The organism is Maribellus mangrovi (assembly GCF_037646455.1).
In the GTDB taxonomy this organism is placed as follows: domain Bacteria; phylum Bacteroidota; class Bacteroidia; order Bacteroidales; family Prolixibacteraceae; genus Draconibacterium; species Draconibacterium mangrovi_A.
Genome location: NZ_JBBIXN010000002.1, coordinates 423,469 through 448,994 on the forward strand (window position 1 = coordinate 423,469; position 25,526 = coordinate 448,994).

Genomic DNA, 25,526 nt, shown 5'->3' on the forward strand with positions numbered 1-25,526 from the left:
CTTAAATTTGAATGATATTCAACTCAAAATCGTCAGCCAGTTGTTTCAGCGTGTTAATGGTCTTCCGGCTCGATGTCACATCGGTAATCTTGTCGTTATCGATGTCAGAGAACCGTTCGCCCAACAGAATACAACCTTCAATGTCGCGGGTAAAATTGCCCGGATGGATAAGGATGTTGCTCCGGCCTGATACTTCGTGCAGCTTAAAGGTTCCTTCGCCAAACTTCGGGCTTACTGCCTTGCTAACTGAATAAGCACCTGCAGGGATGCAGCTTTCGTTGCGGATATTTCCTCTCCAGGGAAGTTCCAGGCTTACGGCCTGAAAGACAACATCGCCGTCGTCGTTCATCACGATAAACCTCCCGCAGGTTTGCAGGTGGTTGCTCAATTGCCTTAGCCTTATTAAAACTGCTTTCATTGTCCTTTAATTAGTGCTACAACTACTTGTGTTACTATTGCCGCTACTGCTCCGAAAAGAGCTCCCCACAACATTACCCGCTGTTCTACCAGCGAGATCCTCACCTCATGCTTCGATTGCCTTTCAGAGATCTTCTCGAGCGAGTCGGCTATTTCGTTCACTTTCCGGTGAGTTACAATCAGTAACTCGCGCTGCGAAAGCTTCTGCAAATCAATGTTGTCTCTTTCCTGGTCGCTCATACCTAATTGGAGAAGGGCAGCCCTGACAGAATCGTCAGGAACTGCCCGGTTCAATAATTAATATTCGGTAGACCTGCTGATTTGCACAAATTTGCCTCGCACGAACACGTATGCCCAGGTTCGCGACTTACTGGCCGATATACTGTCACTCGTTGCATTAAAACCTGTACTAAAAGTTACATAGCGTTTTGTTGCATCGGTGGTCAGTTGGAAATACACCACGTTACCCGGATTGGCATTCACTGTATCAGCCATAATCACCACGTTGGTGTCGATCGGAACGATGTATGAAGTGGCCGAGTACTTCGGGGTGAACTCCACGGTATCGTTCGTTAGTGTTACTTCGTAAGCAGCTTTAGAGCCAAAGCTCTTATGGCTTACCAGTTTTTCCTGTGCCCCGGCAACAAGTACCGTAACTACCAGGATCATCATTAAAAAGAATCTTTTCATCGTATATTCGATTTTGCGTTACTACTACTTTTTCTCGGCCTCTGCTTTCGCTTTGGCTTCCTTTTCGGCCTTTGCCTTAGCATCTGCTTCAGCTTTTTTCTTTGCCTCGGCATCAGCTTTGGCCTTTGCTTCAGCTTCAGCTTTTTCTTTGGCCTCCTTTTCAGCTTTCTCCTTTGCTTCTGCCTCTGCTTTCGCTTTAGCTTCCGCTTCTGCCTTTTTCTTTGCTTCTGCCTCTGCTTTCGCTTTGGCTTCAGCTTCCGCTTTTTTCCTGGCTTCAGTGTCAGGAGCAGCCTTCACATAACTTGCGTAACCTCGGGTTACTGCATCCTCAGCTCGTTTTTCATCGAACTCAACCTTTTGCCCAACAGCGAACACCTTTTTAGGATCGTCCTTATCGTGACATCTGCGCTCAATTATTACTTTAACTTTTGCCATGTTCGTTCGTTTTAAATTACTACTTAACGGCCTCGGCCAGTCCCTGCTTAATTGCCTGCTGTGCTACCTTTTCAGGAAGCTCAACGTTATCTCCACCTGGTTTGTAATAAACCGGCTTATCTATTCCTGTATGGAAAGGTTTCAGCACTTTTACTGAAACCTTTCCTTCTGTGTTTTTACCTGCCATACTATACTGCTCTACCGTCCCAAAGCACGATGTCTTCGCCAAATACAATGTTGGTATCGGCTTTCAACAACATTTTAAAGAAGTATTTCTCACCTGCGTTGGTAAGCTTATCGATCTGGATCACCTCAGCGTCGTCAACATAGTCAACTCCAGCCCAGAAGTTCGAATCCATTTCAGTATTGGCGTATGCCGCTACAATCACGTCGTCGGGCCAGTCGGCCAGAGGAACAATCTTATACCCTTTGAAGCGCTCAGGATTCATACCGGTGTAATCCATACCTTTGTAAGGCTTCTCGGTAAGTACGTAGTCGTACATTTCGGCGTTTGTAACGCTCATGAACAACTTAACCTTTGGCTTAACGTTGGCTTTTTTCAGAGCCTTTGGAATCTTGGCTACAACAGCTTTCAACGCTGTAATAATGTTAACTTCAGTAATAGCTGCTGCTGTATCAACAGTCAGCACATCACCATCAGCGGAAATACGGGTAAGGATGCCGTCGAAATATTCGCCTTCAGCGTCGCCTTTTACACCGTTAATGAATTCATTACCCAGTTCGAAGTTTACCACTTTCGCCATCTCTGCAAGCATCTTATTCTGTGCTTCAGGTGGCAGTTCGCGGAATACCAGGTTGCCGGTTGGCTGGAAGGGTCGCCAGAACTTCTCGAACGAACGAGGATTAAAGGTGGTAAATGCCATCACGTCCTGCGGCTCGAGGTATTTCTCGGTTACGTTAAAGTCACCTTTGCTGTCTTCCTCGGTAGGCTGCTCTTTACGTTTCTGCAGCATTTTACCCACTTTCAAACGCGGAATGGTAAATTTCTTCTGAATGTTCGGCTCCATGTGAATGTGTCCGCCATCCACCAGCTCGTTGGCTGTGGTAGCTCTTACCAGGAGCGTGTCTAAAACTTCACCGGCATAAACACTGGTGATATTGATTGCCATTGGCAAAGCACCGTTAAGGCTGCCTCCAATAAGGAGTCCTAATACGCCGGTACCGCCAACAAAAGCCACCGGGTTAATACCGGCTGCCGAAGCAATGTCGCTTCCAAAAGTCGCCCCAACCAAAAGGACGATAAGTACAGAGAGAATGGTTTTCGTTGCTTTCATCTTATAAACGTTTTTCAATTAATTCATTGTAAACTGATCACTGTCACCCTGAGCGTAGTCGAAGGGCTACTTGTTCTTTTCAGCAATCTCGCGCTGACGTTTTTCCCAGGCGCTTTCTTCACCGTCGTTAGCAAACTGGTCTTTCAGGTTCGCTTTTTTAGGCAGCTTCTCGAGCATAGCCTTGGTACCTTCAAAATCAGCTTCAAAATTGCGCAGGTAGAAAGCCTCTGCGGTGTGGTTCTCATCGTCGTCCAGGCGACCATCTTTAATGGCAGTGGCAATTAATGCCTTTGCCTCTTTTTCTTTGGCTTCCTTATCAGCCAATTCAATAGCATCGAGCTTATCCTGCAGGACTTTTTTCTCATCCTGTTCTTTTTTCAGGTCAGCTTTAAGGGTCACAACCTCGTCAATCATAGGCTGAACTGCATTAATGTAGTCCTGCTCAGTCGGATTGTCCTTTAGTTTTAAAACTTTTGCTAAATCCTTCATTTCAATATTATTTTGAGTTTCAATTGCTTTTAATGGAATGGTATTGCCACCTTCTGATAGCTCGATAAGTTTTTCCGAATCGTCGTAAAGGGCTAATGCATTGTTGTTGGACCCGATATCAACAACTGAAGCTTCTTTGGCTTTCCATTTTAATGCTGTTGCATAACGTTGACCGGGTTTGATGTACTTTTTATCCACACTCTCTTCGATAACGATAGCTCCCATTGAGGCCATACGCAGAGTTCCCTTTTCAACTTTCTTTTCAATTTTCTGTGAAAAGTCGTCTTCATCGAATACCGCGTCGGCAAGTATTTTGGTTCCCTCAATGCGAATGTTTTCCCAATGACCAATTGGCAATACTTCATCTTCGTTTCCTCGCCAGGTACGGTTGTGGTTCCACAGCATGATCGGGTTTTTCTTGAACTGCGAAAGATCGGCACCGGATGTCATCATCCAGAATCCGTGGTTGTTCAGACTTTCGTCGTGTAGTATAAATGTTTTGGCCATTACTTTTTGATTTCTTAAGCACTTCAAAACAAAAGCCATTTTACCACTCGTGCAACTTTATGTATTTACCATAAACTTTTAAGTAGTAGGTAAATACAAAAACTATATAAAGTAAGTTCCAAGCTTTAGTTTAGCCCGAAAAATAGAACATGGCCGGTTTAACAAATAAGCAGAAAAAGGAGTGGGCATATACCGAATATGTCACCAATAACCTTTCGCAAAAAGAAGTAGCTGAAAAGGTTGGCACCACAACAGTAACGATGACCCGTTGGGTGCGTGCCGGTAACTGGGACGAGATCCGCAGGCAAATGCTCGTTACCCGCGATAAACAACTGGGGCGACTTTACGCACAGTTTGATGAACTGACACGTGCCATTGAATTAAAGGAGGAAGGGAAACGGTATGCCGACTCCAAAGAGGCCGATACCCTGAATAAACTTACATCTGCAATTCGCTCCCTGGAAACAGAAGCCAGCGTGGCCGATATAGTGGAAGTATCGAAACGGCTGTTAAACTGGTTGCGTCCGATCGATGCTGCAAAATCGATCGAGATCTCCGGCATCTTTAACGACTTTATCAAACATTCATTAAAAGGCTGATGGCGTACAACAAAATAAAACCGATTGACAGGCAAGCTGCCCGCGACTGGGATAACTACTACGAAAGTTTTGTCGCCTCGGTGCATGCCGATCTGACCGAAACTCCGGAGCAGAAGAGAAAACGCATTGCAGCACTCGAGGCAGACTTCGAAGCCTGGAAAATGTATTACTTCCCAAAGTATTGTTATGCACCATCGGCAAGCTTCCATAAACGGGCTGCTAACCGACAGTTAAACAATCCAGAGTGGTACGAATGCGATGTGTGGGCCAGAGAGCTTGCAAAAGATGCTGTGCAAATGATGATCACTTTAAACCAGGCACTCACCGGCAAAAAACGTTCGGTTATGCTTATCTCTAACAGCTGGGACAATGCTGCAGATCTGTTACAACCATACAAGATCAACCTGGAGAGCAATGAACGTATCATTCACGATTACGGACAACAGGAAATGCCGGGCAGTTGGAAGCGCGGCGATTTTACCACCACTCAGGGTGTTTCTTTTCTGGCAGTTGGTGCCGATCAGTCGCCTCGTGGTACCCGCGACGAAGAAGTGCGCCCCGACAAGGTGATCATTTCCGATATCGATACGGATGAAGATTGCCGGAATAGTGAAACCATTAAAAAACGTTGGTACTGGTTTGAGAAAGCGGTGTTCCCAACCCGGTCGGTGAGTAAAGACTTTCAGGTGATCTGGTTAAACAACCTGATTGCAAAAGACAGCTGCATGGCACGGGCTATGAAGATGGCCGATAAAGTGGACATCGTTAACCTGGAGGATAAACACGGAAACTCCACCTGGCCGGAGAAAAACCTGCCCGAGCATATTGCCCGGATAAAAAGCAAGATCAGTACTGCAGCTTACGAAAGCGAATACATGAATAATCCGCTGGCTGAAGGCGATGTGTTTAAGGAGATCACCTGGGGGAAAATACCACACCTCAATCACTTTAAATTTATTGTGGTTTATGGCGACCCTGCTCCGAGCAACAGTAAGAACGGAAAGGGATCGTATAAGTCGGTTTTTGCAATCGGATTTCGCGAAGGTAAATACTATGTTATTTCGGGATTTCTCGATCATGTTACCAATGCTGAGTTTGTGGAATGGTATTATGCACTCCGGAACTACATCGGTGGTAAAACGCAGGTCTACAATTTCATTGAAAACAACAAGCTGCAAGATCCATTTTACCAGCAGGTTTTTATTCCCTTATTTAACGAAGCGGCAAAATCAAAGGGTTTTATCGGCATCACACCCGACACCCGCGATAAGCCGGATAAGTTTAGCCGCATAGAAGGTAACCTGGAACCGATCAACCGGTTCGGAAACCTGATCTTTAATATTAAAGAGCAGGACAACCCACACATGATCCGGCTCGAAGAGCAGTTCAAGCTTTTAAATCCACAAATGAAATCGCCTGCCGATGGCCCCGACTGTATCGAAGGTGGTGTGTGGATTATTAACGAGAAAAATACAGCCATGACTCCCGATAGTTTCAAGACATGGAAGTCTCCAAGAAATAAGCATCGAATGTAAAACATACCAATATGTACCTATCAGTTGAAGAATTAAACAGCCACCTGCGCGAAGAAACCATGCAGGCTATTGAGGGAGCAGAAACAACGCTGCTAACCATGGCAATTAAAGGAGCCGAATCAGAAGCCAAAGGCTACCTGCACAAATACGACATAGAGGCCATTTGGGCAAAGGCAGGCGACGAACGCGACGACCTGCTCCTGATCTGGCTCAAAGACATTGCCGTATGGCATTACATAAACATTGCCAATCCGGGTGTCGACTTTTCCGTTCGCGAGCGACGGTACCAGGCTGCAATATCCTGGCTAAAAGGTGTGCAAAAAGGCGATATCGTTCCCGACTTTCCATTGCCAACCGATGAGTTGGGCGAGGAAGAAAACACCACACCATTTATTATCGGAAGCAATCCACGACGCAGTAACCACATTTATTAAAATACCATGGCTGAAAAGAAACAAAATACCACACCCAATCCGGCTCAACAAACCATCGATATGATGGTGGTTCGTCCGGCACGCATCCAGAGCGAAGACATCAGCTCCTGGGTTGAAGCGGTAAACAGTGCCAAACGCGGCTATCGTACAAAGCTCTACAACCTGTATGAGAACATACTGGCCGATCCGGTTCTTTCCGATGCCATCGATAAGCGGGTAAATGCAATTACCAATGCCGAGATCGCATTCATGAAAGACGGGCAAACCGTTGAGGCCATGGACGACCTGATCGACACTCCGGAGTTCGAAGAGCTGATCCGTGAGATTGTGCTGAGCAAAGCCTGGGGAAAAACCGTGGCCGATATCTCCTTTAATCCCGAGTTCGATGTGTTCAGCATTCCGCGCAAACACATTCGCATCGATAAAATGGATCGCCCCTTAAAAGAACGCCGCAGGTTCATAATTGAGAAAGAAGGCGATCTTACCAAAGGTTACGACTATGAGAACGATCCGTACATTATCGAGTGTGGGAAAGACGACGACCTGGGTTTTATATTCAAAGCTGCTCCGTATGTAATTTACAAGCGAGGCGGTTTTGGCGACTGGGCACAGTTTGCCGAGATCTTCGGTATGCCGTTCCTGGTAGGAAAATACAACGGTTACGATCCTAAAGCAAAACAACAATTGTTTGAAGCGTTGTCGGAGATTGGTTCCAATCCACGTGCGGCCATCCCAAAGGAAACCGATCTGGAGGTGAAGGAAAACAAAAGCAGTGGCAGCAATACGCTTTACAAGGATTTGAAAGATGCCTGCAACGAAGAAATATTGATTGCGGTATTAGGTAACCTAATGACTACCCTCGATGGATCTTCGCGTTCACAGTCGGAAGTTCACCAGGAAACGCAGGAAGAAATTGCCAAAAACGACCGCCGTTTTGTTCGTCGTATTCTGAACCGGAAACTGGTACCGCTTCTGCTTAAACGTGGTTATCCGGTTGCCGGTGGTTACTTCTCATTCCCGGAACAGGGCGAAAACACCACCACCGACCAGTTGATTGAACGTGGCATCAAACTGAAAAAAGAAGCCGATGTTTATGTTGACGACGATTGGTTCTATGAAACTTCAGGTATTCCGAAACCTGAAAAACAACCCGAGCCAAAACCGGAACCGAAACCAGATCCTGAGCCGGAAAAGAAACCCAAAGCCAAAAAGAAAAAGCTTCGCAATTTTTTCGCAGAAGCCCCGGTAACTGAACTGACAGATTCCGGGGCGATCAACAGAACCCTGTGGCAGCGTTTCAAGCGTTGGATAACAGGTAAAGTGGAATTGGCAGACGGTTACAGCATCGATTTCGACAAGATCTTCGCAGAGGCAATTAAAGAGGTGTACGGTGGTGATACTTCACCCGTGAACAAAAGCCTGTTTAACCTCTCAAACGATCCGCTGCAGAATGCCTTCAGTATCGAATTTGGTAAAGAGGGCGACGACTGGGGAAAAGGCAACGCCGATTTTATTAAGGAATTTCGTAAGAACGGAGCCGAGTTCTCGGGCTTTAAGGCACATAACCTTACCAAAGATTTTGCAGAACTGCTTTACGATGAAGATGGTAACCAGCTTACGTTTAAAGCTTACAAAAAGAAGTGTCTGGCCCTTAAAGATGTTGAGGAGAGACACTTGCAAACGCAGTACAATACGGCGATTAAATCAACCCGTGCGGCCATCAACTTCCGCAAGTATCTGGCCAACGAAAAGCTGTATCCCAATCTCGAGTACATCGAGAGCATTGCCGAGCATAAAGACCTGGATCACCTGGCACTGGTTGGAACAATCCTGCCTATCCGGGACGAGTGGTGGAAAAAGAACCTGCCGCCATCGCGTTGGAATTGCCAGTGTAGTGTTAAGCCTACAAAAAAACCGGCAACAAAAGTGCCTGATGAAGCTGAACCTGTCGACCCGGTCTTCGCAAACAACCCTGGCGAAACGGCTAAGTTCGTGGTAACCGAAGAAACGGCCTACTATAAAAATACGGCTAAAAAGCTGCGTGCAACGGTAATTGCGCTGGCTGCCATGCTCGAAAGCCTGCGCCGCCAGTTGGAAGAGGAAGAGGAGGAAAGCTAATGGACATCAGTGAATTTGCACAGAAGTTTCCCGAGAAAATGCAGCAAGTGAAGGAGTTTGTTGAGAAGGATGCCCGTGATGTTATGGGAACGGAAGCTATTGAGCATTTCCGCGAGTCGTTCACCAACGAAGGTTTTACCGATGAGAACCTGGAGAAGTGGCCGGAGGTTGAACGCCGCAAAACAGATAGCGACTGGTATGGCCACTCGGGGCAGACAGGCAAGTTTAGTGCAGCACGAACCACGGCGAAGATCCTCACCGGCGAAACCAACGAACTGAAGAATGCCTTCAGCTACAAACATACCGAAACAGGCGTGCGAGTGATCAACGACAAAGCCTATGCAGCAGTGCATCAGTTTGGCCTGCAGGCATACATCTACGGAAAGAAAGCATTTACCATGCTCAAGCGGCCTTTTGTAGGACGATCGAAAGTTATGGTGAAGAAAATTAACACCGAGCTGAAAAGCCGGATTATTGAAATTCTAAAATCGAAATAGCATGAAGACAATCTATCAGGCAATTATCGCACGATTAGCCGACCAGGTACCGGCCCTAAAATGGACTGACATGAATATTGGACAGCTCGACTCAGCCGAACGTCCGGCTGTAATGCTGCCATGCGCTCTTATATCAATTAAGGTCACCAAAGCCAAAAGCCTTACCGATACGATTCAGGACTGCGAAGCCCAGGTAACGGTTACCCTGGCATTTGATGTGCCGGAGCGCACTTCCGGGAATGCACCTGCAGTAAAGCGCATGGAAGGTCTGGCCGTTTACGATATAATCGCCGACACCTATGCAGCACTGCAAGGCTGGGGAACTGAAAACTTCGACAGTTTGAGCCGTACAAGCCAGGGTGAAGGAACCATCAAAAACGGAACATTTCGGTATCCTGTCACTTTCTCGGTGCAGTTTGAAGACAACACCGCCAATTAAGATGCAAATGGGATAAGGGGCGGACTATGGATTAGTAAAATTGCCGGGCTACCGGCTTAGTGGTCTCCTTCGGGGTTGATTGAGTGCAATAGTTTGCGGAGGCTGGTGTAAGCTTGCCAGCGTTTGGCACGCATTTTAAAATCGTCGCTGTCGGTACGCTCGTGCGTAAGCCAGCACTCAAAAAACTCGTCGAGGGTCTCAATACAAACCTCGCCGTCTGTTTCCAACAATAACGCATCCAGCGCCTTGTTAATTTCAGCTCTTGTCATGGCTTTAAAATTTAGGGTATTAGAACTCCGGTTTTATTGATCTATAAAACGGACAAAGCCGCCTTAGGTGTGACTTACAATTCTCAATTGCTGCGCAACGCGAACCAGCATAGCCGTTTCCAACTATACCACCTTAGCGGCTTTGCTTATGGGTTTATTACCCGCCAAGTGGCCGGGTAGAAGTAAGCAAAACCTTGCGCAGCGCAAGGATATGAAAATTGTAAGTCGGGCGTGAATTTAGCATTTTTGGGCGAATGGCAATAAAAAAACGGAGGTGATTTGCCTCCGCTTTTTTTATTCGGTAAATTATAGTAATCAAGATACTAATCAATTAGTAATTCCGTTCGTTTAAAGTTTTCCAATTTTGTTTTAGCAATATCGTCCGGCTTAAATAGATTAAATATTAAACTCTCCAATGCCTTTTGTTGCTTTTGCTTCGATTCAAAAGACATCGGCATTACAACAGCCTTTCCCTTTGAATCCATTAATTTGAAACCCAAAATATGAGAATAGTCTGAGGATGATTTCCGAACCTCTGATTCTGATGAAAGACTTATACAAAAACTACGATAAGCCTCCAGGTATGCAATAGAATCCGTTTTGGCTTTAATGGTATTCTTTTCCAGCTCTCTCACACTTCCGTATTCTTTGGATATCTCGATATAAGTGTATTTATGCTTGCAACCCACCAGGGCTGTAAGTAAAAGTGTGAGATAGATTAGTCTTTTCATTTTAATTGTTTTTAAAGGTTAATGAAACAGTGTTTAAATGTAGTAAAAATTAGCTTGCTATTGTGCCGTTAATAAAGGCATCCACTTATCCCGGAAACCTGGATTTGTTTCCAATAGGTTGTTTACCGTTCTGCAGGCATGCAAAACGGTAGCATGATCTTTATTGCCAATCGTACGGCCAATTTTTGCCAGGCTTTCTTTGGTGTTTCGTTTCGATAAATACATAGCCACCTGTCGGGCTTCCACAATATCGCGGTTACGTGTTTTCTGTTGTAACTCATCAGGATCGCACCCCACATAGTTTGCAACCTTTTCGAGCTCGTAGGCACTTGTACTGTTTACATTTAGTTTTGCTGCCACCGATAACATCAATTCAAATTTCTTCTCGCCAAGCTCTCTGTAAGCAGCATACAGCAGCTTGTAATATTTGCGCAGCAGGCGCAGCCGCTCAGCCATTCTAAAGCCGCGCAGCTGATCTTTGTCTTTTATTCCTGCCTTTTTAAAATCCTTTAATTCCATAACTTGTAATTTTTCTGGTTATTGAGATAGGAGGCTATACTCCGCCACCCGTTTTCCGTTTCGTTTCACCATTTGCGAATCGATCTTTAACCCTTCATCGTGGGTGAGGTCGTAAATACGTCCACTCAATCGCAAACAACCATAAAGGCTGAGTGCTTCAAGTGCAGTGATCTTTTTTCCGCTCTCCAGGTGAGCGCGGATCTTTGCTGTTTGTGATTGTAATGTTGCCATGTTTTAAAATTTACATTTCAAATAATTTTACTTCCATTGATCCATCGTTATAAATCTGATTAAACGGGTCAGTTGCTAATGGTTCCGTTCCTTCCCATTTCTGAGGCCAGATATTATTTTCCCAGTGCCATTCTATTCTGCTTAATTCTTCATCGTTCAGAATATCTATTTGAGGTCTATTGAATGCTGTGGCCAGTCTATTAACTTTTGCCTGAATATGAATAATTGCATTAGTAAAGTACTTCCTGGCTTCCATAGTTAAAGGCCCAACCCTGTATGGATTTTTTGTTGGTGTACCGTCCATCTTGGTTTCACCATGTTTTCTCAGCCGGTATTCAAATTTTCTCATTTCTCGATAAAGTGGGCGTAGTTCTTTTAATGGTTGCAGATATCCCCAGTCCTTGGGGAATTTCTCCATAATGGCATCCAGAGCTGTATCTTCATCTACCAGTGGACATCCATTGCAGCCGGTTCTGGCGTTAACCTCTTTTACCTTTTCGCCGCCATAGGCTTGAATCAACATGCTTGTATCCCAGCCTCCATACCTTTTTTGAGGCGCAAACACCTGGAGCCAGTCCCAAACGTTACAAACCCGCCAGTGTATGATAGGAGCGATTGTGGCAGTGATCTTATTATCGAGGGTGTTCATATACCAACCCTGACCACATTCGGCTCCATTTTTTGTGCAAGCCATCGAGAGTCTTCCGTCACGGATCGCACTTTCGCCCATGCGCACTCCGGTGAATGTAAGTACCTTTTCTCCTATGGTATCGAATTCTGCTTCAATAGCTTTTTGCATGGGAGTAACCTTTATCTGTTGGGTACACCAGCGCAAAGTCATATTGTTTGGCGGAGGAACGCCACGCCCTAACATGTAAACAAAGAACCGGTGATCCATATCTGACATAACGACCTGAGTTCTTAACCAAGGAAGATTCAAAGCTTTTATCTGCTTCAGCATGTTTTCTGCTCCAATAGCCAAAGGTGTAAGCTCCATTCGAGTATCGGCATACATTACAGTTAAACTCTTTGGTTGCCTGATCTGGCCTGACAGAATCAGGTAAATGATCAGTGTCATAGTTGCAGTTGAGTCTTTTCCTCCGCTCCAAGCAATTACCCAATGATCGTGCTGGTATGCGTATGCGTTAATCGATTGAATTGTCAATTCCTGACAATCGCCAACGCTTATTTTTTCTATTCCAAAAAGGTTATCCATTGTTTCGAATGATTTTCTTTGGTTGAATGTCCCAGCCGGTGCCGGGTGATGAAGCGGAGAACAGACCGCCAAATTCGCTAACGTAGCCGAATGCGAGGTACCAGTTTGGTCGCTGTTGAAACAGGTTGCCCTGCTGTGGTTTTTTGCCGGGGCTACTTTGGAAGAGCAGATCTACTCCAAATCTGCCCACATATGTGAGGTAATCGCCCGGATCAGCCAATATGTAAGAAGTGCGGCTGTTGCCACTGTCGAAACCGTTGATTTTATCGCCGGGAGTAAGAGTTTGTCCATACAGGCGTACAGGATCGGTGTTAAGCTCTGGTTGGGTACCGTTTTCGAAACCGTAATAGTGTACGCCGTGCATGTAACAAACTACTGTATTTTTGCTATGTCGGTAAACTTCGGGCATGTTGATGATTTTAAGTAAACATATACCTGTCGTTTTCTTCCACTATGGTGGTTTTAAATGGGAAACCATTGGCAGGAACCTGCTTAATGGCCTCCAGTAACCCGGTTGATCCGGTAAACAGTACGTGCTTATTGCCGTTTATGGCAATCTCAAGGTGCAGGCATTTGTCGGCACCTTTTTTAAACACTTTCGAGTCTTCAATTTTAAACCGGTGAACAACTATCTCACGGTTCAATACTTTTGAAATCTTAATTTTATCGCCTTCAAACCCCCTTTCAGGGGCTTTTATGTTGAACTGTTTAAAACTATTCATTGAGTAATTTTTTCAAGAGGTTTTTACTGTTACAATGCGCGGCCCAGCCGTTGTAGCTCGCAATCGATTTTTCGTTTTTGCGCTGCTTCAGCATTCGGGCAAAGTTCTTTTTAATGCTTTTTCGCAATCGTGTGTGCGTGTGGTAGAAAACGTATCCCACAAAATCAATCCCACGTGAGGACACCGGGAACACCTGGTGGTTTTGTTTTACCTCCAGCTTTAAGTTGCCGGAAAGGTAGTCGCGTATATCGGCCAGCAATTGGTGCAAATAAGGTTTGCTGTCGGAAAGAATCACCAGGTCGTCGGCATACCTGAAATAGTAGTTTACCCGCTTTACTTCTTTCATCCAATGGTCGAAATAAGTAAGGTAAAAGTTGGCAAAATACTGGCTCAGGTAGTTTCCTATGGGCAGGCCATCGGTACTGTCGATAATTTCATCCAGCAACCAAAGCAGATCATTGTCTTTGATTTTCTTACGCAGTAATTGTTTCAGAATTTCGTGGTCGATGCTCGGATAAAATTTCTTTATATCCAGCTTCAGGCAAAACTGAGTGCCTTCCACATCGCGCAGGGCACGTTTAACCGCATTGGCACAGGCATGAATGCCACGGCCTTTAATGCAGCTGTAAGTGTCTGCAGTGAAAGTTGAAACAAAAACCGGTTCCAGGATATTCATTACCGCGTGATGGGTGATGCGGTCGGGAAAGAATGGCAAACGGAAGATCAGGCGTTCTTTGGGTTCATATACCGTAAAAGTGGTGTATTCGCTTGTTTGGTATGTTTTATCCCTTAACATTTCGTGCAGCTTCTGAATGTTGGCTTCACGGCTCTTATCGTGCCAGATCACGCCCGGCTGTTTTGCTTTTCCTTTCCGGGCTATCTGATCAGCCAGTTGCAGGTTTTCAATGCTGTAGATTTGTTCGTATAAGTTCCCTATTCGTTTCATTTGCCTTTGCTTTAACAGGTCGCTTTCGTGTGGCTACTAACGCCCTTTTAAATGAGTTGTTTTTTGCCAAGTGGCAGGGTTTACGCTGCAAGTATTTTAGTAAGCATAGATGAGACCTGACATTCGTATTCGAGTTATCGTAGTTGTAATTCGAGTTCGAAAAACCGAAACCTGAAGACAGAACTGACAGTAAAGCAGCGTACAACCGTTTATTCAGTTATTCCCCTTCGGGGTATAAAAAGAAGTCCTTGTATTCGTCCTGGAACTGCTCTGCAATGTACAGGGCCTTTTCTCTGCTATCAGTGCAAAGGCGAGACCCGACATACGTATTCGAGTGACCGTAGCCGTAATACGAGCCCGAAAAACCGAAACCCGAAGACAGAACCGACAGCCATGGAAAGTATTTGTACTGATCCCAATTGCTCCAATCGGGGCGCCAGCCATTGTTGATAGCTTTGTAAACTACTGTCAGCTTATAATTGGCAATAATCGGTTTTGCAAACTCCTCTGGTATCATCGATACGTCGGGCAATTTGGTTGGATCGATACCTAAGTGTTTACAGGCATCTTCAAAGCTTTTTATTGTTCTGAAATCGAATTCAGCTTTATCCTGGGTGTTTTTCTTTTTATCAGTCATGGTGTTACTTTTTGATGGTTAATAACTCTTCGTAAATGCTAAGGAATGTTTCAGCAGCATAGGTGCTTTTCTCTTTGCTCTCAAAGCAAAGGCGAGACCCGACAGTCGTATACGAGCGACCGTAGTAGTAAGACGAGAGCGAAAAACCGAAACCCGAAGACAGATTGAACCAGGGCCACCATTTCTTCTCATCGGTATCATCCCAGTTTGGTTCCCAGCCATTGTTAATAGCTTTCGCAATAACTTTAAGCTTTTTGTAAGCAGCCTCGTCTGGAGTGTCGGCAGCTGTTAGAATAGAGTTCGGATCTAAACCCAAACGATCACAAGCATCATTAAAAGATTTTACTCTCCAGTCTTCAGCAATCTGCTGGTCAATAAAGTCGGCAACCAGTTCCCTGGCTTCATTCAGTTTCGTAACTGCATCGGTCAATTTAACCGATGCTCCCATCTTCTCAACCTGTTCAACAGCTGTTACAATGGCCAGCTCTGAAGGTTTGCATAAGTCTAATCTGTTTCGTCTTGGAATATTTTCCATACTTTTGATATTGAATTATGGGTGAATTCACCCGGTTTAACATGCCCTCCGTATTGTCATTCGCACCGACTGCGGAGGGTTTTATTTGCTATTTACTTTTTGCTTGAGTTTCTTATTCTGTGCCATCAGGTCGGTGATCACTCGCTTCTGCTCCCGGATCTTCTCCTGGTACTTCTTTATCCACCTGAGCTTGCGTTCCCATTTCTCCTTCGGAATAGTGATGAAAAATCCGACCACCTGTGGATCTATCTGCTTGGGCGATTCCGGTTCGCTGGTCAGGTGCCAGGTATTGCAGTATTCGCACAGGTAAGCCCGTTGCGGAACTACTGCACGGCACGAGGTCTTTTTTAGTTTTGCGAGGTAGAATTCAGCAGCTACCTGGTCGGCAAATTTTACTTTTCCTGTTGGACACTTCATATTAATTATTCTTTGTACCCGTCCCGGCCTTGAACCGGGATGGCTGCCAGCCGGGTTATTCACCTTCTTTTTTATCTTCCCATTCTTTTGCATGTTCCTCCAGGTCGTAAGGAAAAATATCGGCAATGGTAGTTCGGTTAAGTGTTACCACTTCATAAGGAATTACCATATAGTCGAGGCATTCATCAAGGCGTTGCAATGCTTCTTTGGCATCGTCGGCCTCAACGGCATGGTAAACACTTATTTTCTTTTCGCGGCCTGCTTCCTCGTCAACCGTTACCAGGTTTACTTTTGCTTTCCACCACCACTCGCCAACTTCGTAAGGAAATACCTCTGAAATGTTGCTCTGCTTAATGTCTTTCACTGTAAACTCGCCACCCTTCACCATCTGCTGAGCCTGGGCAATCATTCTGCTTTCGGCATCGGTAAAACTTACCGCATCGAGCAGGAATGTTTCTGTTGTCATTTGTTCGCTACCGCTTTCGGTAACTTTCATGTACTTTAGTTTGGCTTCAAACCATGTTTGCATCATACCTTGAATTTTTAATTATTAATTATTGAAAAGAAGTTGTACCGGATAACGGATTCGAACCGCTGACCATTAGGGAGCCTACTCTTTAACTCGGCATATTACTTTACCTAACTGCTCTGCCAACTGAGCTAATCCGGCAGGAAGGCGGGGTTGCAACCTTCGAAAAAAACTGATTCAATCAATTAAGTTCAATTTACCCCGCCTGATTAAAGAATTGCTATAAAGAACGCGGTCGGTTTACCTTTACTCCGCCAGGTTGTTGTATTGATGAAAAAATAAGGGTCACTGTTTTGCTTCTTCAGCCTCAGCTTCCTGCTCAATCGGTATGCTGGCAAAAGTGAGGGTGATAGCTTCGTCTTTATCCATCCTGTTTTTTATGTAGAATTCCACATTCATGCTGATCAGGATCAGGTTGTGGCTTTCTTTGAACAGTTTAATGGCTTTTACCCAGCGTTCGTCGGTGTAGCGGTCTTCCATCTTAATCAGTGCTGCAATGGCTGCAGGATTAAACTCACCGGCTTTACCACGCTCAAGCAGGGCAGTAATAATTTCGTAAGCGTTCTGATCGCGTTTTTTCACCATATCGGCAAGAAAGTCGCGCAGGTGTTTCTCTGCCAGATCCGCACGCTCGTCGTATTCCTGTTTTGTATTTCGCACCAGGGCCACTTTCATGGTACCATCAGCACTGCGCAGGCTAAAGCCACCTTTGCTGTGTTTGCGAATGTCGCCGTATTTAAAAGCCTCTTTGGCAAAGTCGTTCAGGTTGTCGATGGCATGTTGCTTAAAAAACTGCATTTGCTGGTTCAGTTCAATGGCCGATTCAACAAGGTGTGTTACCAGCTCGTTGCGGTTGCTTTCGTACGTTTCTTTTGCCTTTTTGGCTTCCTCTTTTTTTGCAGCCTGCCTGCGATCGAGCTCCGCCTGCAGTTGATCTTCTGTTAAAGTTTCAAGTTCTTTCATATCTCTTATGTTGTTTTTAATTAAGACCTTCTTGATTTTTTAGCTATTCTATTTTTTCTCTTCCTTTTCCTTCGAGCCTTAGCCTCCTGTTGATCTCTAAAAAGATCATGTCTGCGTCTCATTGCTTCTGGTGTGGCTCTAAAAACATCTACCGACTCAACGTTCGGATCATTTAAGCTTCGTTCAAGGTTCTCGTTCGAAAAAGGCATTGGTGCTCCTACCGAACCATCAATCATTCTTTCTTGCATATCTCATTATTTTGAAGTGATTTTATCAAACAGTTCCAGGAACCGGGCACAGGCATATTCGGGAGGCATCGGAACCCAGTTATCGGTTAGCATCAGGTTTTTCCACTCCATGTCGAGCATGGCCTTGTCGGCACGTTTTACCATGTGGTGCATCGGCCACTCAAAACCGTATTTTTCGGCAATAACCTGCATCAGCCTGTCTTCTATCTCAATGTATTGTGGCAGCACTATTTTTATGGGCGATGGCACATCAACCAGGTATGCCTCACCGGCATCGTGCATAAGGGCTGCCAAAGCATATTCAGGGCCTACCATATCGGCGCAGTGGATGCTGTGCTCGGCTACACTGTAAAACTTTACCGTATGGCCGCCAAAACGGCACTGGTTACTCAATGCATGAGCGATATCTTCAATACAGATATCTTCCGCATTAGGATTTAGTACGTTTAATGCGATGCCGGTGTAAGTTCTTATCACACCTACCAGCGATGGGTTTATTTCATCCGCCTGGGCATCCATTGGCAATACTGCTATGTCTTTATTATCTATCATTTAAATGCTGTTTAAAAGTTGATTAAAACAAGTTTTAACGGAGGTTTGTACATCGTCCGGAGTAATGCCGGTTATTAATTGCTTAAGCCGGTGTTCTGATACGGCTGCAAACAAATCGGTGGCTTTTACATATCGGTTATCTATCTGCACGGCATCTGCAGTGTAGCCGTTCCATTCGTCACGGTTATGGTAGGCTTTCTCCCATCTTCCGAATTCGCCATCAACGATTTCAAAACCATTGGATTCAAAAAACTGGTTAATCTCGGTTCCTGAGAAATGTACTTGTACTATCATGGTTAGTATTTTAAATCCGTCCAGTGAATTAGTTTGTAGGTGTCGTTGGTGTTGAACCACATGAAAAAATGATCCATCGAATTAAAGCCATCGTTAAAAGCTATCTCTCGCAGCATTTCAACACCGTAGCGATCGTTGGCGGTAAATTGCTTGTTATCGATGGTTACAACAGGGTATTTATCTCCTCCTTTGTATTTAATGCTTACTTCCTGGGTTGACTTGCACTCCAGAACAGGAGCAAACTGAAAGCGGTTTTTAGTGCGGTTAAAAACAACCATGTGTATTTTTCTTCCCGGTACCCAAAGTCCTTTCGGGTCTTGGCGCATAGTGTGCAGCTTCGCATTTTGTTCGCGCACAAATACTGTATTTCCACTGAACCACTTATAATATTCCGAATCTATTATTTCAGCCGATAAGCTATAATCAGCCCAGGTTTCATATTCAGAATGTTGACCTGCCCATTGAGCGAGATCGTTATCGATTAGTCCTTTCCAGATTTTGGGAACAAACAAGGTGTCGCCTCCGCCCATACTTTTAGGCCATTTTGTACTGAATCCGAGTGTTGCCATAATCAGAAGTAAATGGGTTTAACATTTTTGCGGTTCACCAGGTCGGTGGCCATCTTTTTGCTGTCGGGAGTAATGTACCAGTAAGGGCCATTGTTCCACTCAACAGTTCCTTTTATCCATTTGCCCGAGAAATGGTACCGGCAGCGTTTGCCTATCGGGTTGGCATAAAAGTTCTTTTTTACGGCATCAAACCAGGCCTGTATTAAGAATATCACAACCAGTGTGACCAGGATAATGACATATATTCCTAAATAACTCATTGCTTATTGTTTAAATGGTAATTGTTCAACATCGTCGCAGTATTCATCGCGGAACCATTCGTCGTTCAATCGCTCGTTGCATACGCGCAGGCGATGACTCAGAATGTTTAGCTCACGGTTCGTTTCTTCGTTCCAGCCATCGGCCTCCAGTTCGTTCTCCAGCTTTTCAATACGTTCCTCCAGTTCCTGCTTGCGCAGCTCCAGGTCGGCTTTGGTTTCAATTTTTCTCATTGGGTATTAGTTTGTTCAATTCTGCTTTTGCGTTCACACACATGTATTTTCTAAAAGTGGCGTAGGTGATGTTCACCGGGTATTCCGGCTGGTTGATTACGTTATCGAAAACCCACTTTTGGCTCACGCCTTTTTTCTTGTAGTGTTGCACCAGCTTTTGTATGCTCAGTACCGTTTTCAGGTAATTAATCCGGTTGTATCCCATCCGTTAGTTCATTGCAATTAAGAAATCCAACTCCTCCCGGGTCACTCCGTCCACAAACCGAAGATCCTTTTGCTTGTTTCTGAAAGCATGGTAAAGCGATCGCAGCCTTTCAATCGGTATCCGGTTGAAATTATCAACTCCGGCTGCCCTGCAGGCAATCGCCTTTATCAGGTCGATATTGCTCTCTTTGTTCATAGCTTTCAGCCAACCGCCAATTGCGCCAATCAGGCGTTTGCGCCATTTGTCGTAGTCGGCGGTTCTCGGGCTTAATTCACCCTCGAGGGCGGCGCAGGCCTCCAGTAGTTCATGAGCGTTTAAATCTCGGCTACTCTGTACTCCAAAACTGTCAAGGATGGTCTCCTTAATCATGTCTTTGTCGCCATCAACCTTGCTAAGCAGCGTGTGAAAGCGCTTTAGGTACCGGTTCTTTTCTTTGTCCATTATTGTCAGCATGATCGTTTAATTTTATCGTTTACCCTAAGCCCCAGTAAGCATCGGCCAGTTCCTGGTTAATTATCACCGGTTCGCCACCGCCATATCGGCTGGTCGGAAAACCTTTAAAGCCTTCAACTACAAATGCCACGTTGGCATCGCGCCAAATTTTTTGCGCTACAGCTCCTGCAGGCTTTTTGCCTTCCATGTGGCTCACGTAGATGAATAGTTTCTTATTGAATTCGTGTTTAAACTGCTTATAGTCCGAGAACTTGAATTCCCAGAACTGGATGGTATCAATCACTACAATGTTCGGGCTTTTGTGCTTTTTCAAACGCTCGTACAGCTCTTCCGGGCTTTCCTTGTCGATCAGGATAAAACGACCGGCCACTTCGCGCATGTTTTCGCGGTGGTACAGATCCTGCACCGTCGCGCTCAAGCCTTCCTCTACGAAGTTGTAGCCAACCCTTTCAAACCGTGTCAAGTATTTAGTCATTTGAAATGTAAGTGATGATTTACCGTTTTTAATATCCCCCTGCACAAACCAGGTTCCTGTTAGTTCCGGGCAGCCTATGGCGTCGCGCCATTTTCCTTCCAGTTCCAGCCGGTTAAATTTGGCATCGAGCACATTAGCCACCGAATAGGCTCTACCCATATCGTTATTTTCGCTTAGCCAGTTCATTAAATATCCGGCGAAGGCTTGGTCGGCCATCTTCGCCCATGGTGTTTCTCAAAATCTTGTTGTAATCACTTCCCTGGGGAGCGTTGGCTTTAATGATCATAAGGGCAGTGGTCTCAAGTAGTTTTTTTGACTCGTCGCCCACCGGGATCACTTTGCCGTAACGTTTCCCAAAGCGGCTGAATAATTCGGTATATCCTACCTTTTTGTTGTCGATGCTCCGGCTCATTTTATGCTGAAGGCCATCAGCTCCCATCATGTAATAACCGCAGCAATGCTCTGTTGCATTCCATAATGCCTTAACCTCCAGAAAAGCATCGTGCTGAAGATCTCCGGCCTCGTCGAGGATGATCATAGGGTTAGGGATGGTTTTAAGGTAGTAAACCAGGTTCTCGTACACATCAGCATAACGTCCGCTGCCACCTATGCCAACCAGTTGAGCAATACGGCGGATCAGCTTCTGTTTGCTTTTCACCTGACTGCAGTCAATATAAACTGCATTGCGGTTTTGCCGGGCATAGTGCTGAGCGGCATGGCTCTTACCGATATCGGAAAAATCGCAAAGCAAAGAGCTTAATCCTTCACGCTGGCACACTTCAAGCTGAGCGTTTATAAATTGAAATACCGGTGTTTTAGCCGTTTGCCATTTTGCATCAGCTGCCGGATTAACATCCAGCAAACGGGCCAATGCTATCCAGCTGGCATCAGAAAGAATACGTTCGGTTTCGCCGTTTTTTATGCGGCTGTATTGCGATCCTGATATGCCGATGCTGGTTGCAAACTTCGCATCAGATCCATAGAAATTGCCTCGTGCTTGCTTAAGGGCTTCAATAATCTTCAGTTTAAATTCTTTAGTAATCATGGGTGTGATATTTTAAAGTGAATTAATTGCTCTTGATGTCCAGTCTATGTCTTCATCCAGATCGTCGTATCCGTCGTAATTTTTGGGCTGAACGGTTTCGTCGATTACTTCTGGAGTTACTTCTGCTCGGTCGGCCTGCTGTTCTGGTGTTTCAAATCCAACCACCGGAAGTTCCTCGCGGCGTTCCTTAATAAACTTGTCGAACTTGGCGTTGCGTTTGTTCTGATGCAGCATGTTCGCCTCGTCAGTTTCGGTACGCTCAATCGTAAATTCGTTGTACTCGTATTTGGTAGAGTTATAAGCCTCGCCAATAAATGTGTCGCCCTGGTACAGGTAAACTTTATCAATGCTGCCATCCGCCTCGGGCAACCAGTAAGCCATTACAGTGCGGTTGTTTGGTTTTAGGCGTTTCAGCATGGTGTAATCCTTCAGCCAGAAATCCATTTGCTGCACCTGTACATAGTCGTTGTTGTTTATGCTGGTTTCTGTCTCGTTACCAATGAAACGATACAGGTAATAAGGTTCAATGTTTTTCAGTGTCGGGTTGAAATGTTTGATCAACACATCGCGGCGGGTCATTCCCGGATAAGTCTTCTGCAGAGGATGCAGTTCATTGTTGTGTTTATCGATGTCGGCCAAATCGTCGGCAACAATGGTTTGCGGCTGGAATTCAGGCTCAATAAAATCACCTTCCACTTTATTACGTACCACACGGTAAGCTTCGTGTTTTGCATACCAGCGTCCGCGTGTATGTCCCTCTTTTTTCGACACACCATATTTAAAGGCTCTGATCGCATGCTCCGCACGTTTATCCGTACTCGATTTTGCAAAGCGCACATGTTGGAAAACTTCAGGCAGCCAGTCGAGGTGTTTCATTAAGGCATGCTCAACTTCCAGCTCTCCTGGTTGAGGCAATCCAAGCTCACCAAGCTCGATAAACATATTTCTGAATGCTTCATACACGGTGTCGAGTGTTGGTTTACCAACCACATAGGCAGGGCGGAACCAGTAACCGCTCAATACATCCACCGAAATATATTTATAAACCCAGCCGCGTACACTTTTGCGCGACAAGGCCACGTCGTCCATCGATATTTTAGAAAGAGAGTAGCGTCCGAGTTTGCGTTTCTGTTTCGGACGTTTTTTGTTTACGTAGTCAAAGTTTCCGTTGCGGTCAGCATACACGGCAGTCTCATTAACATGGTCTTTCAGGTAATTCCAAACCGTTGCATCCGATATCTCCATTGCACGGCCTTTGTACCGGAAGTCTTTCGGGTCAAACTGCTCACCGGTTACTTTGTCGAATACAATGCGCGATCCTGATACAAACTCCAGGTACCGCTCATGCACCACATTCATAAATGGTTTGTCGTAAGTACGCCAGAGGGCAACCAGGAGCTGCTCCATCCTTGCACTAACCTTCCTCGCAGCATCGTTCCCCTGGTTACCGTGTATCAGCGTTTCATAATTCTTACGACCTCCTTTAATATATGCTTTAAAAACCCGTTCCAGGCTTCGCGGATTGCCGATGGCTTTACATGGGTAGTCTTCAATTTGTTCCAGGTACCACTGAGCGGCATCTTTCCAGAATTCACCCATTTTAAGGCGTTTGCCTGCTCTCGCTCTGGCAGCCAGTTGTTTTTCAATGCCTTGTTTCAATGCATTCAATATGCTCGCCTGGTTGGTGTACTCTTCAACCTTTTGCGGATCTATCGGAGCTCCTTCTGCAGTAGTAAATGTCAAATAAAAGTCTCGGGCTTCGGTGTCAATATCCACATGAAAGATCGAGGTCTTCTTAGCCTTTTCAATTTTGCCGTAAGCAGCCTCAATTTTCCTTAGCCTCTCCGGGCGACGAATACTTGTAACATCAATTTCAGAGTTTCCGTTAATGCCTCGCCTGGCTAACTTCAGAAATCCGCCTTTAAGGTCATGATTGTACTGATTATACGATAAGCCAGCTCTCAACCAGTCGTTAACCGTAATAACTATTGTACTATCTTCAAGTTGCTGATACATTTTTCTGAATGTTTTGTACCCGGTGCCGGTTTCGATCCGGCAGCATCGCGCCTTTTACCGGGTTGTCCTCCTCCCTACTTTTTATCTTCCCATAACTCCGGCATCACTCTCTTTAAAAGAAAAACCGACACCACAAGCCATACAAGCAGCAAACCCACTGCCCATAATGGAGTAGCATCGGTATCCACACCCACTATTGCTAAAAAACTTAGCGTAAAGTTTATGAGACATATCTTTTTCATGATTGTTTGGTTTGAGGTTGTTCTACACCACCGCGTTCAATTGCGGCTTTTCTGATTTTGCGGGCCAGCTTAGTGTCGGTTTCACCATTCAAGGCACGTCTTACAGTAACATGGCTCTTATTGAAGATTTCCATCAGCTTGCGCTTCTCTCCATTTGCCACTAAAATTTTACCCATTTGATATTAATTATTGAATTTGTAACTTTACAGCGAGTTTCAACGTTGAAACTTTTACAAATTAAAAGGAATTATTTCCATAAAACAAATTTTATAAGGAATAAATTACAATTAATTGGGAAATATTTACCAAAATATTAGTGACCGCATAGTATATATAGCTAAGTCCGAAGGGATCAATATCCGCAGGCTGGAGCTAATGGTAGGGACTTCACAGGGAGTTCTGAATAAAATCGTCAATAACAATGGAGACTTAAAATGTAGCATTGCTTCCAAAATATTGGAAATATTTCCTCATTACTCAGCCGAATGGTTTGTTTGTGGAACTGGCGAACCATTAAAAAAGGATCATGATCCTGGAGCGGAACCAGTTGAGCCGGTTGTAAGCGCATTGTTCCAGCGCATTGATCAGCAAGCTGTAGAAAATGCCAGGCTAAACGAAAGGATTGATCAACTGCTTAAACAGAACTACCAAAAGCATAAAAGCCCCCAAATAGCTGCAGAACCCGAGCATGAAAATTCCGACAAAAACAAATAATACATTATAAAGAGGGATTTTTTTAGCCACCTTTTTTGCCTAAAACAAAGCAATGCGTTAATTAATAAGTAGTTGCGTGATTTTATTATATATGTTAACCTTTTATTTTAATGGATTAAAGGGTGCATAATCGCCACATTTACCCCGTTTTTTGAACCATATAAAGTACTAAAGCGGTCTTAAACCCCTGTTTTTTGCCCTATTTTATGCCCTAACTCCGCCCTAACTCGTGTATTTTTTGTTTTTTATCGTTTTTTCGTCTCCGTCAAGAAACCTGGTACCTGGGCACAAAAAAAGGCCCTTTTAAGGCCTCGTTTTGTTATTCTTGTAATTTGGGTGTAATGCTTTGTTTTTAGGCCAGTACAGGCCATTTTACAGCGTTTTATTGCACTTATTTAAACATTTAAAAGCAATTTAAACGAATCGGCTCAAAATAATTAAAGCAGAATTAAACCAAAATCATACTTTTGTACAAATTGTTTTTTGCGCTGATTTTTACAACAATCACGTAACTGACAATAAATCAAGTATTTTAATGAATAATAATGGAGAGGGGTTTTGTATTAAATGTTTTTACCCCCTTATATATCTTTAAAAACAGCGAAAACATAAAAATCGACAATCTGAAGCTACAAGGCAACTATGGTTTTCAGTATGCTAAGAATGTCGAAATCCGCAATTCGCACCTGGCCTCAAAAGATGCTTTCTGGAACACTGAGAATGTAACCGTTTACGACTCGGTAATTGACGGTGAATATTTAGGCTGGCACTCGAAAAACCTGCGCCTGGTAAATTGTATCATCAGTGGAACCCAACCGCTGTGTTATGCCCATAATTTAGTGATGGAAAATTGCAAAATGGCGGAAGATGCCGACCTTGCATTTGAATACAGCAGTTTGCAAGCAGAAATCAACAGCGAAATTACCAGTGTAAAAAATCCGAGTAGCGGAAAAATCGTGGCTCAAAAAATTGGAGAAATAATTTTTGATGAACATTGTAAAAATCCCGGGGCTTGTAAAATTACTGTAGAAAGTCAGGTAAAGGTTTAAAGT

At 44.6% G+C, this 25,526-nt stretch carries 41 protein-coding genes and 1 tRNA gene; 8 read left to right on the forward strand and 34 right to left on the reverse strand.

Annotated elements, in window-relative coordinates:
* Position 1 precedes the first annotated feature (1 nt).
* The 7 genes from WFY05_RS09660 to WFY05_RS09690 form a co-directional block, all read right to left on the reverse strand.
* Positions 2–418, reverse strand: a complete 417-nt coding sequence (locus WFY05_RS09660; protein WP_340112619.1) for a DUF5675 family protein — start codon at positions 416–418, stop codon at positions 2–4.
* A complete protein-coding gene (locus WFY05_RS09665; protein WP_340112620.1) occupies positions 415–711 on the reverse strand; it encodes a hypothetical protein in 297 nt (98 codons plus the stop codon). Before WFY05_RS09665 ends, WFY05_RS09660 begins: the two co-directional genes overlap by 4 nt.
* Positions 712–714: 3 nt before the next feature.
* Positions 715–1,107: a hypothetical protein gene (locus WFY05_RS09670; protein ID WP_340112621.1), complete on the reverse strand. Its 393-nt coding sequence runs from the start codon at positions 1,105–1,107 to the stop codon at positions 715–717.
* A 24-nt stretch (positions 1,108–1,131) separates the two neighbouring features.
* Positions 1,132–1,542, reverse strand: coding sequence for a hypothetical protein (locus tag WFY05_RS09675; protein ID WP_340112622.1), 411 nt, complete (start codon positions 1,540–1,542; stop codon positions 1,132–1,134).
* A gap of 19 nt (positions 1,543–1,561) precedes the next feature.
* A complete protein-coding gene (locus WFY05_RS09680) occupies positions 1,562–1,729 on the reverse strand; it encodes a hypothetical protein (RefSeq protein WP_340112623.1) in 168 nt (55 codons plus the stop codon).
* Position 1,730: 1 nt separating this feature from the next.
* Positions 1,731–2,837: a hypothetical protein gene (locus tag WFY05_RS09685; RefSeq protein WP_340112624.1), complete on the reverse strand. Its 1,107-nt coding sequence runs from the start codon at positions 2,835–2,837 to the stop codon at positions 1,731–1,733.
* A gap of 66 nt (positions 2,838–2,903) precedes the next feature.
* Complete coding sequence (locus WFY05_RS09690) at positions 2,904–3,833, reverse strand: hypothetical protein (RefSeq protein WP_340112625.1); 930 nt, start codon at positions 3,831–3,833, stop codon at positions 2,904–2,906.
* Positions 3,834–3,982: 149 nt separating this feature from the next.
* On the opposite strand from WFY05_RS09690, the gene WFY05_RS09695 reads away from it, so the two are divergent.
* From WFY05_RS09695 to WFY05_RS09720, 6 genes are read left to right on the forward strand one after another with little or no spacing between them, the layout of a single operon-like run.
* Entirely contained in the window at positions 3,983–4,432 is a 450-nt protein-coding gene (locus WFY05_RS09695; protein ID WP_340112626.1) for a DDE transposase family protein, read from the forward strand.
* Positions 4,432–5,967: a hypothetical protein gene (locus tag WFY05_RS09700; RefSeq protein WP_340112627.1), complete on the forward strand. Its 1,536-nt coding sequence runs from the start codon at positions 4,432–4,434 to the stop codon at positions 5,965–5,967. The genes WFY05_RS09695 and WFY05_RS09700 overlap by 1 nt, the downstream gene beginning before the upstream one ends.
* A gap of 11 nt (positions 5,968–5,978) precedes the next feature.
* Complete coding sequence (locus WFY05_RS09705; RefSeq protein WP_340112628.1) at positions 5,979–6,401, forward strand: phage protein Gp36 family protein; 423 nt, start codon at positions 5,979–5,981, stop codon at positions 6,399–6,401.
* Between the two features lie 6 nt (positions 6,402–6,407).
* Complete coding sequence (locus WFY05_RS09710; RefSeq protein ID WP_340112629.1) at positions 6,408–8,519, forward strand: phage portal protein family protein; 2,112 nt, start codon at positions 6,408–6,410, stop codon at positions 8,517–8,519.
* Complete coding sequence (locus tag WFY05_RS09715) at positions 8,519–9,016, forward strand: phage virion morphogenesis family protein (protein WP_340112630.1); 498 nt, start codon at positions 8,519–8,521, stop codon at positions 9,014–9,016. The genes WFY05_RS09710 and WFY05_RS09715 overlap by 1 nt, the downstream gene beginning before the upstream one ends.
* A 1-nt stretch (position 9,017) precedes the next feature.
* Positions 9,018–9,455 carry a hypothetical protein gene (locus WFY05_RS09720; RefSeq protein ID WP_340112631.1) on the forward strand — a complete coding sequence of 146 codons (438 nt, stop codon included), beginning with the start codon at positions 9,018–9,020 and terminating at the stop codon, positions 9,453–9,455.
* A 56-nt stretch (positions 9,456–9,511) separates the two neighbouring features.
* Here WFY05_RS09720 and WFY05_RS09725 read toward each other — a convergent pair whose 3' ends face one another.
* From WFY05_RS09725 to WFY05_RS09855, 27 genes are all read right to left on the reverse strand, one after another.
* Positions 9,512–9,724, reverse strand: coding sequence for a hypothetical protein (locus tag WFY05_RS09725; protein ID WP_340112632.1), 213 nt, complete (start codon positions 9,722–9,724; stop codon positions 9,512–9,514).
* Between the two features lie 323 nt (positions 9,725–10,047).
* Positions 10,048–10,455: a hypothetical protein gene (locus WFY05_RS09730; protein WP_340112633.1), complete on the reverse strand. Its 408-nt coding sequence runs from the start codon at positions 10,453–10,455 to the stop codon at positions 10,048–10,050.
* 57 nt (positions 10,456–10,512) lie between these two features.
* Entirely contained in the window at positions 10,513–10,974 is a 462-nt protein-coding gene (locus tag WFY05_RS09735; RefSeq protein WP_340112634.1) for a helix-turn-helix domain-containing protein, read from the reverse strand.
* A gap of 18 nt (positions 10,975–10,992) precedes the next feature.
* The gene (locus tag WFY05_RS09740; RefSeq protein WP_340112635.1) at positions 10,993–11,205 is read right to left on the reverse strand and encodes a helix-turn-helix domain-containing protein; all 213 of its coding nucleotides are present in this window, start codon (positions 11,203–11,205) and stop codon (positions 10,993–10,995) included.
* A 10-nt stretch (positions 11,206–11,215) separates the two neighbouring features.
* On the reverse strand, positions 11,216–12,421 hold the full coding sequence (locus tag WFY05_RS09745) for a phosphoadenosine phosphosulfate reductase domain-containing protein (RefSeq protein WP_340112636.1): 1,206 nt from the start codon (positions 12,419–12,421) through the stop codon (positions 11,216–11,218).
* Entirely contained in the window at positions 12,414–12,830 is a 417-nt protein-coding gene (locus WFY05_RS09750; protein ID WP_340112637.1) for a hypothetical protein, read from the reverse strand. Before WFY05_RS09750 ends, WFY05_RS09745 begins: the two co-directional genes overlap by 8 nt.
* 10 nt (positions 12,831–12,840) lie before the next feature.
* Complete coding sequence (locus WFY05_RS09755) at positions 12,841–13,143, reverse strand: DUF8468 domain-containing protein (RefSeq protein ID WP_340112638.1); 303 nt, start codon at positions 13,141–13,143, stop codon at positions 12,841–12,843.
* Positions 13,136–14,089, reverse strand: coding sequence for a reverse transcriptase domain-containing protein (locus tag WFY05_RS09760; RefSeq protein ID WP_340112639.1), 954 nt, complete (start codon positions 14,087–14,089; stop codon positions 13,136–13,138). Before WFY05_RS09760 ends, WFY05_RS09755 begins: the two co-directional genes overlap by 8 nt.
* Before the next feature lie 217 nt (positions 14,090–14,306).
* Positions 14,307–14,726, reverse strand: coding sequence for a hypothetical protein (locus WFY05_RS09765; protein ID WP_340112640.1), 420 nt, complete (start codon positions 14,724–14,726; stop codon positions 14,307–14,309).
* A gap of 4 nt (positions 14,727–14,730) precedes the next feature.
* On the reverse strand, positions 14,731–15,261 hold the full coding sequence (locus tag WFY05_RS09770) for a hypothetical protein (RefSeq protein WP_340112641.1): 531 nt from the start codon (positions 15,259–15,261) through the stop codon (positions 14,731–14,733).
* Between the two features lie 81 nt (positions 15,262–15,342).
* Positions 15,343–15,678 (reverse strand): hypothetical protein, encoded by a 336-nt coding sequence (locus tag WFY05_RS09775; RefSeq protein WP_340112642.1) that lies wholly within the window; start codon positions 15,676–15,678, stop codon positions 15,343–15,345.
* Between the two features lie 55 nt (positions 15,679–15,733).
* Positions 15,734–16,210 carry a DUF4494 domain-containing protein gene (locus WFY05_RS09780; RefSeq protein ID WP_340112643.1) on the reverse strand — a complete coding sequence of 159 codons (477 nt, stop codon included), beginning with the start codon at positions 16,208–16,210 and terminating at the stop codon, positions 15,734–15,736.
* Positions 16,211–16,249: 39 nt separating this feature from the next.
* Positions 16,250–16,348, reverse strand: a tRNA-OTHER gene (locus WFY05_RS09785).
* 144 nt (positions 16,349–16,492) lie between these two features.
* Complete coding sequence (locus WFY05_RS09790) at positions 16,493–17,170, reverse strand: DUF3164 family protein (protein ID WP_340112644.1); 678 nt, start codon at positions 17,168–17,170, stop codon at positions 16,493–16,495.
* 20 nt (positions 17,171–17,190) lie between these two features.
* Positions 17,191–17,418 (reverse strand): hypothetical protein, encoded by a 228-nt coding sequence (locus WFY05_RS09795; protein ID WP_340112645.1) that lies wholly within the window; start codon positions 17,416–17,418, stop codon positions 17,191–17,193.
* A 6-nt stretch (positions 17,419–17,424) separates the two neighbouring features.
* On the reverse strand, positions 17,425–17,970 hold the full coding sequence (locus WFY05_RS09800) for a hypothetical protein (protein ID WP_340112646.1): 546 nt from the start codon (positions 17,968–17,970) through the stop codon (positions 17,425–17,427).
* Positions 17,971–18,264, reverse strand: coding sequence for a hypothetical protein (locus WFY05_RS09805; protein WP_340112647.1), 294 nt, complete (start codon positions 18,262–18,264; stop codon positions 17,971–17,973).
* 2 nt (positions 18,265–18,266) lie between these two features.
* Positions 18,267–18,833, reverse strand: a complete 567-nt coding sequence (locus tag WFY05_RS09810; RefSeq protein ID WP_340112648.1) for a hypothetical protein — start codon at positions 18,831–18,833, stop codon at positions 18,267–18,269.
* A gap of 2 nt (positions 18,834–18,835) precedes the next feature.
* Entirely contained in the window at positions 18,836–19,093 is a 258-nt protein-coding gene (locus WFY05_RS09815; protein WP_340112649.1) for a hypothetical protein, read from the reverse strand.
* Positions 19,094–19,096: 3 nt separating this feature from the next.
* Positions 19,097–19,324 (reverse strand): hypothetical protein, encoded by a 228-nt coding sequence (locus tag WFY05_RS09820; protein WP_340112650.1) that lies wholly within the window; start codon positions 19,322–19,324, stop codon positions 19,097–19,099.
* Positions 19,311–19,529 (reverse strand): hypothetical protein, encoded by a 219-nt coding sequence (locus WFY05_RS09825; protein ID WP_340112651.1) that lies wholly within the window; start codon positions 19,527–19,529, stop codon positions 19,311–19,313. The genes WFY05_RS09820 and WFY05_RS09825 overlap by 14 nt, the downstream gene beginning before the upstream one ends.
* Positions 19,530–19,532: 3 nt before the next feature.
* On the reverse strand, positions 19,533–19,982 hold the full coding sequence (locus WFY05_RS09830) for a hypothetical protein (RefSeq protein ID WP_340112652.1): 450 nt from the start codon (positions 19,980–19,982) through the stop codon (positions 19,533–19,535).
* 19 nt (positions 19,983–20,001) lie between these two features.
* The gene (locus WFY05_RS09835; RefSeq protein ID WP_340112653.1) at positions 20,002–20,673 is read right to left on the reverse strand and encodes a hypothetical protein; all 672 of its coding nucleotides are present in this window, start codon (positions 20,671–20,673) and stop codon (positions 20,002–20,004) included.
* On the reverse strand, positions 20,621–21,502 hold the full coding sequence (locus WFY05_RS09840) for an AAA family ATPase (protein ID WP_340112654.1): 882 nt from the start codon (positions 21,500–21,502) through the stop codon (positions 20,621–20,623). The genes WFY05_RS09835 and WFY05_RS09840 overlap by 53 nt, the downstream gene beginning before the upstream one ends.
* 12 nt (positions 21,503–21,514) lie before the next feature.
* Positions 21,515–23,518, reverse strand: a complete 2,004-nt coding sequence (locus WFY05_RS09845) for a hypothetical protein (protein WP_340112655.1) — start codon at positions 23,516–23,518, stop codon at positions 21,515–21,517.
* Positions 23,519–23,592: 74 nt separating this feature from the next.
* A complete protein-coding gene (locus WFY05_RS09850) occupies positions 23,593–23,760 on the reverse strand; it encodes a hypothetical protein (RefSeq protein WP_340112656.1) in 168 nt (55 codons plus the stop codon).
* Complete coding sequence (locus WFY05_RS09855; protein WP_340112657.1) at positions 23,757–23,936, reverse strand: hypothetical protein; 180 nt, start codon at positions 23,934–23,936, stop codon at positions 23,757–23,759. Before WFY05_RS09855 ends, WFY05_RS09850 begins: the two co-directional genes overlap by 4 nt.
* Before the next feature lie 115 nt (positions 23,937–24,051).
* Between WFY05_RS09855 and WFY05_RS09860 the strand changes: the two genes are divergently transcribed.
* Both WFY05_RS09860 and WFY05_RS09865 read left to right on the forward strand, forming a co-directional pair.
* A complete protein-coding gene (locus tag WFY05_RS09860; protein ID WP_340112658.1) occupies positions 24,052–24,474 on the forward strand; it encodes a hypothetical protein in 423 nt (140 codons plus the stop codon).
* A 545-nt stretch (positions 24,475–25,019) separates the two neighbouring features.
* The gene (locus tag WFY05_RS09865; protein ID WP_340112659.1) at positions 25,020–25,523 is read left to right on the forward strand and encodes a DUF3737 family protein; all 504 of its coding nucleotides are present in this window, start codon (positions 25,020–25,022) and stop codon (positions 25,521–25,523) included.
* Positions 25,524–25,526: the final 3 nt, after the last annotated feature.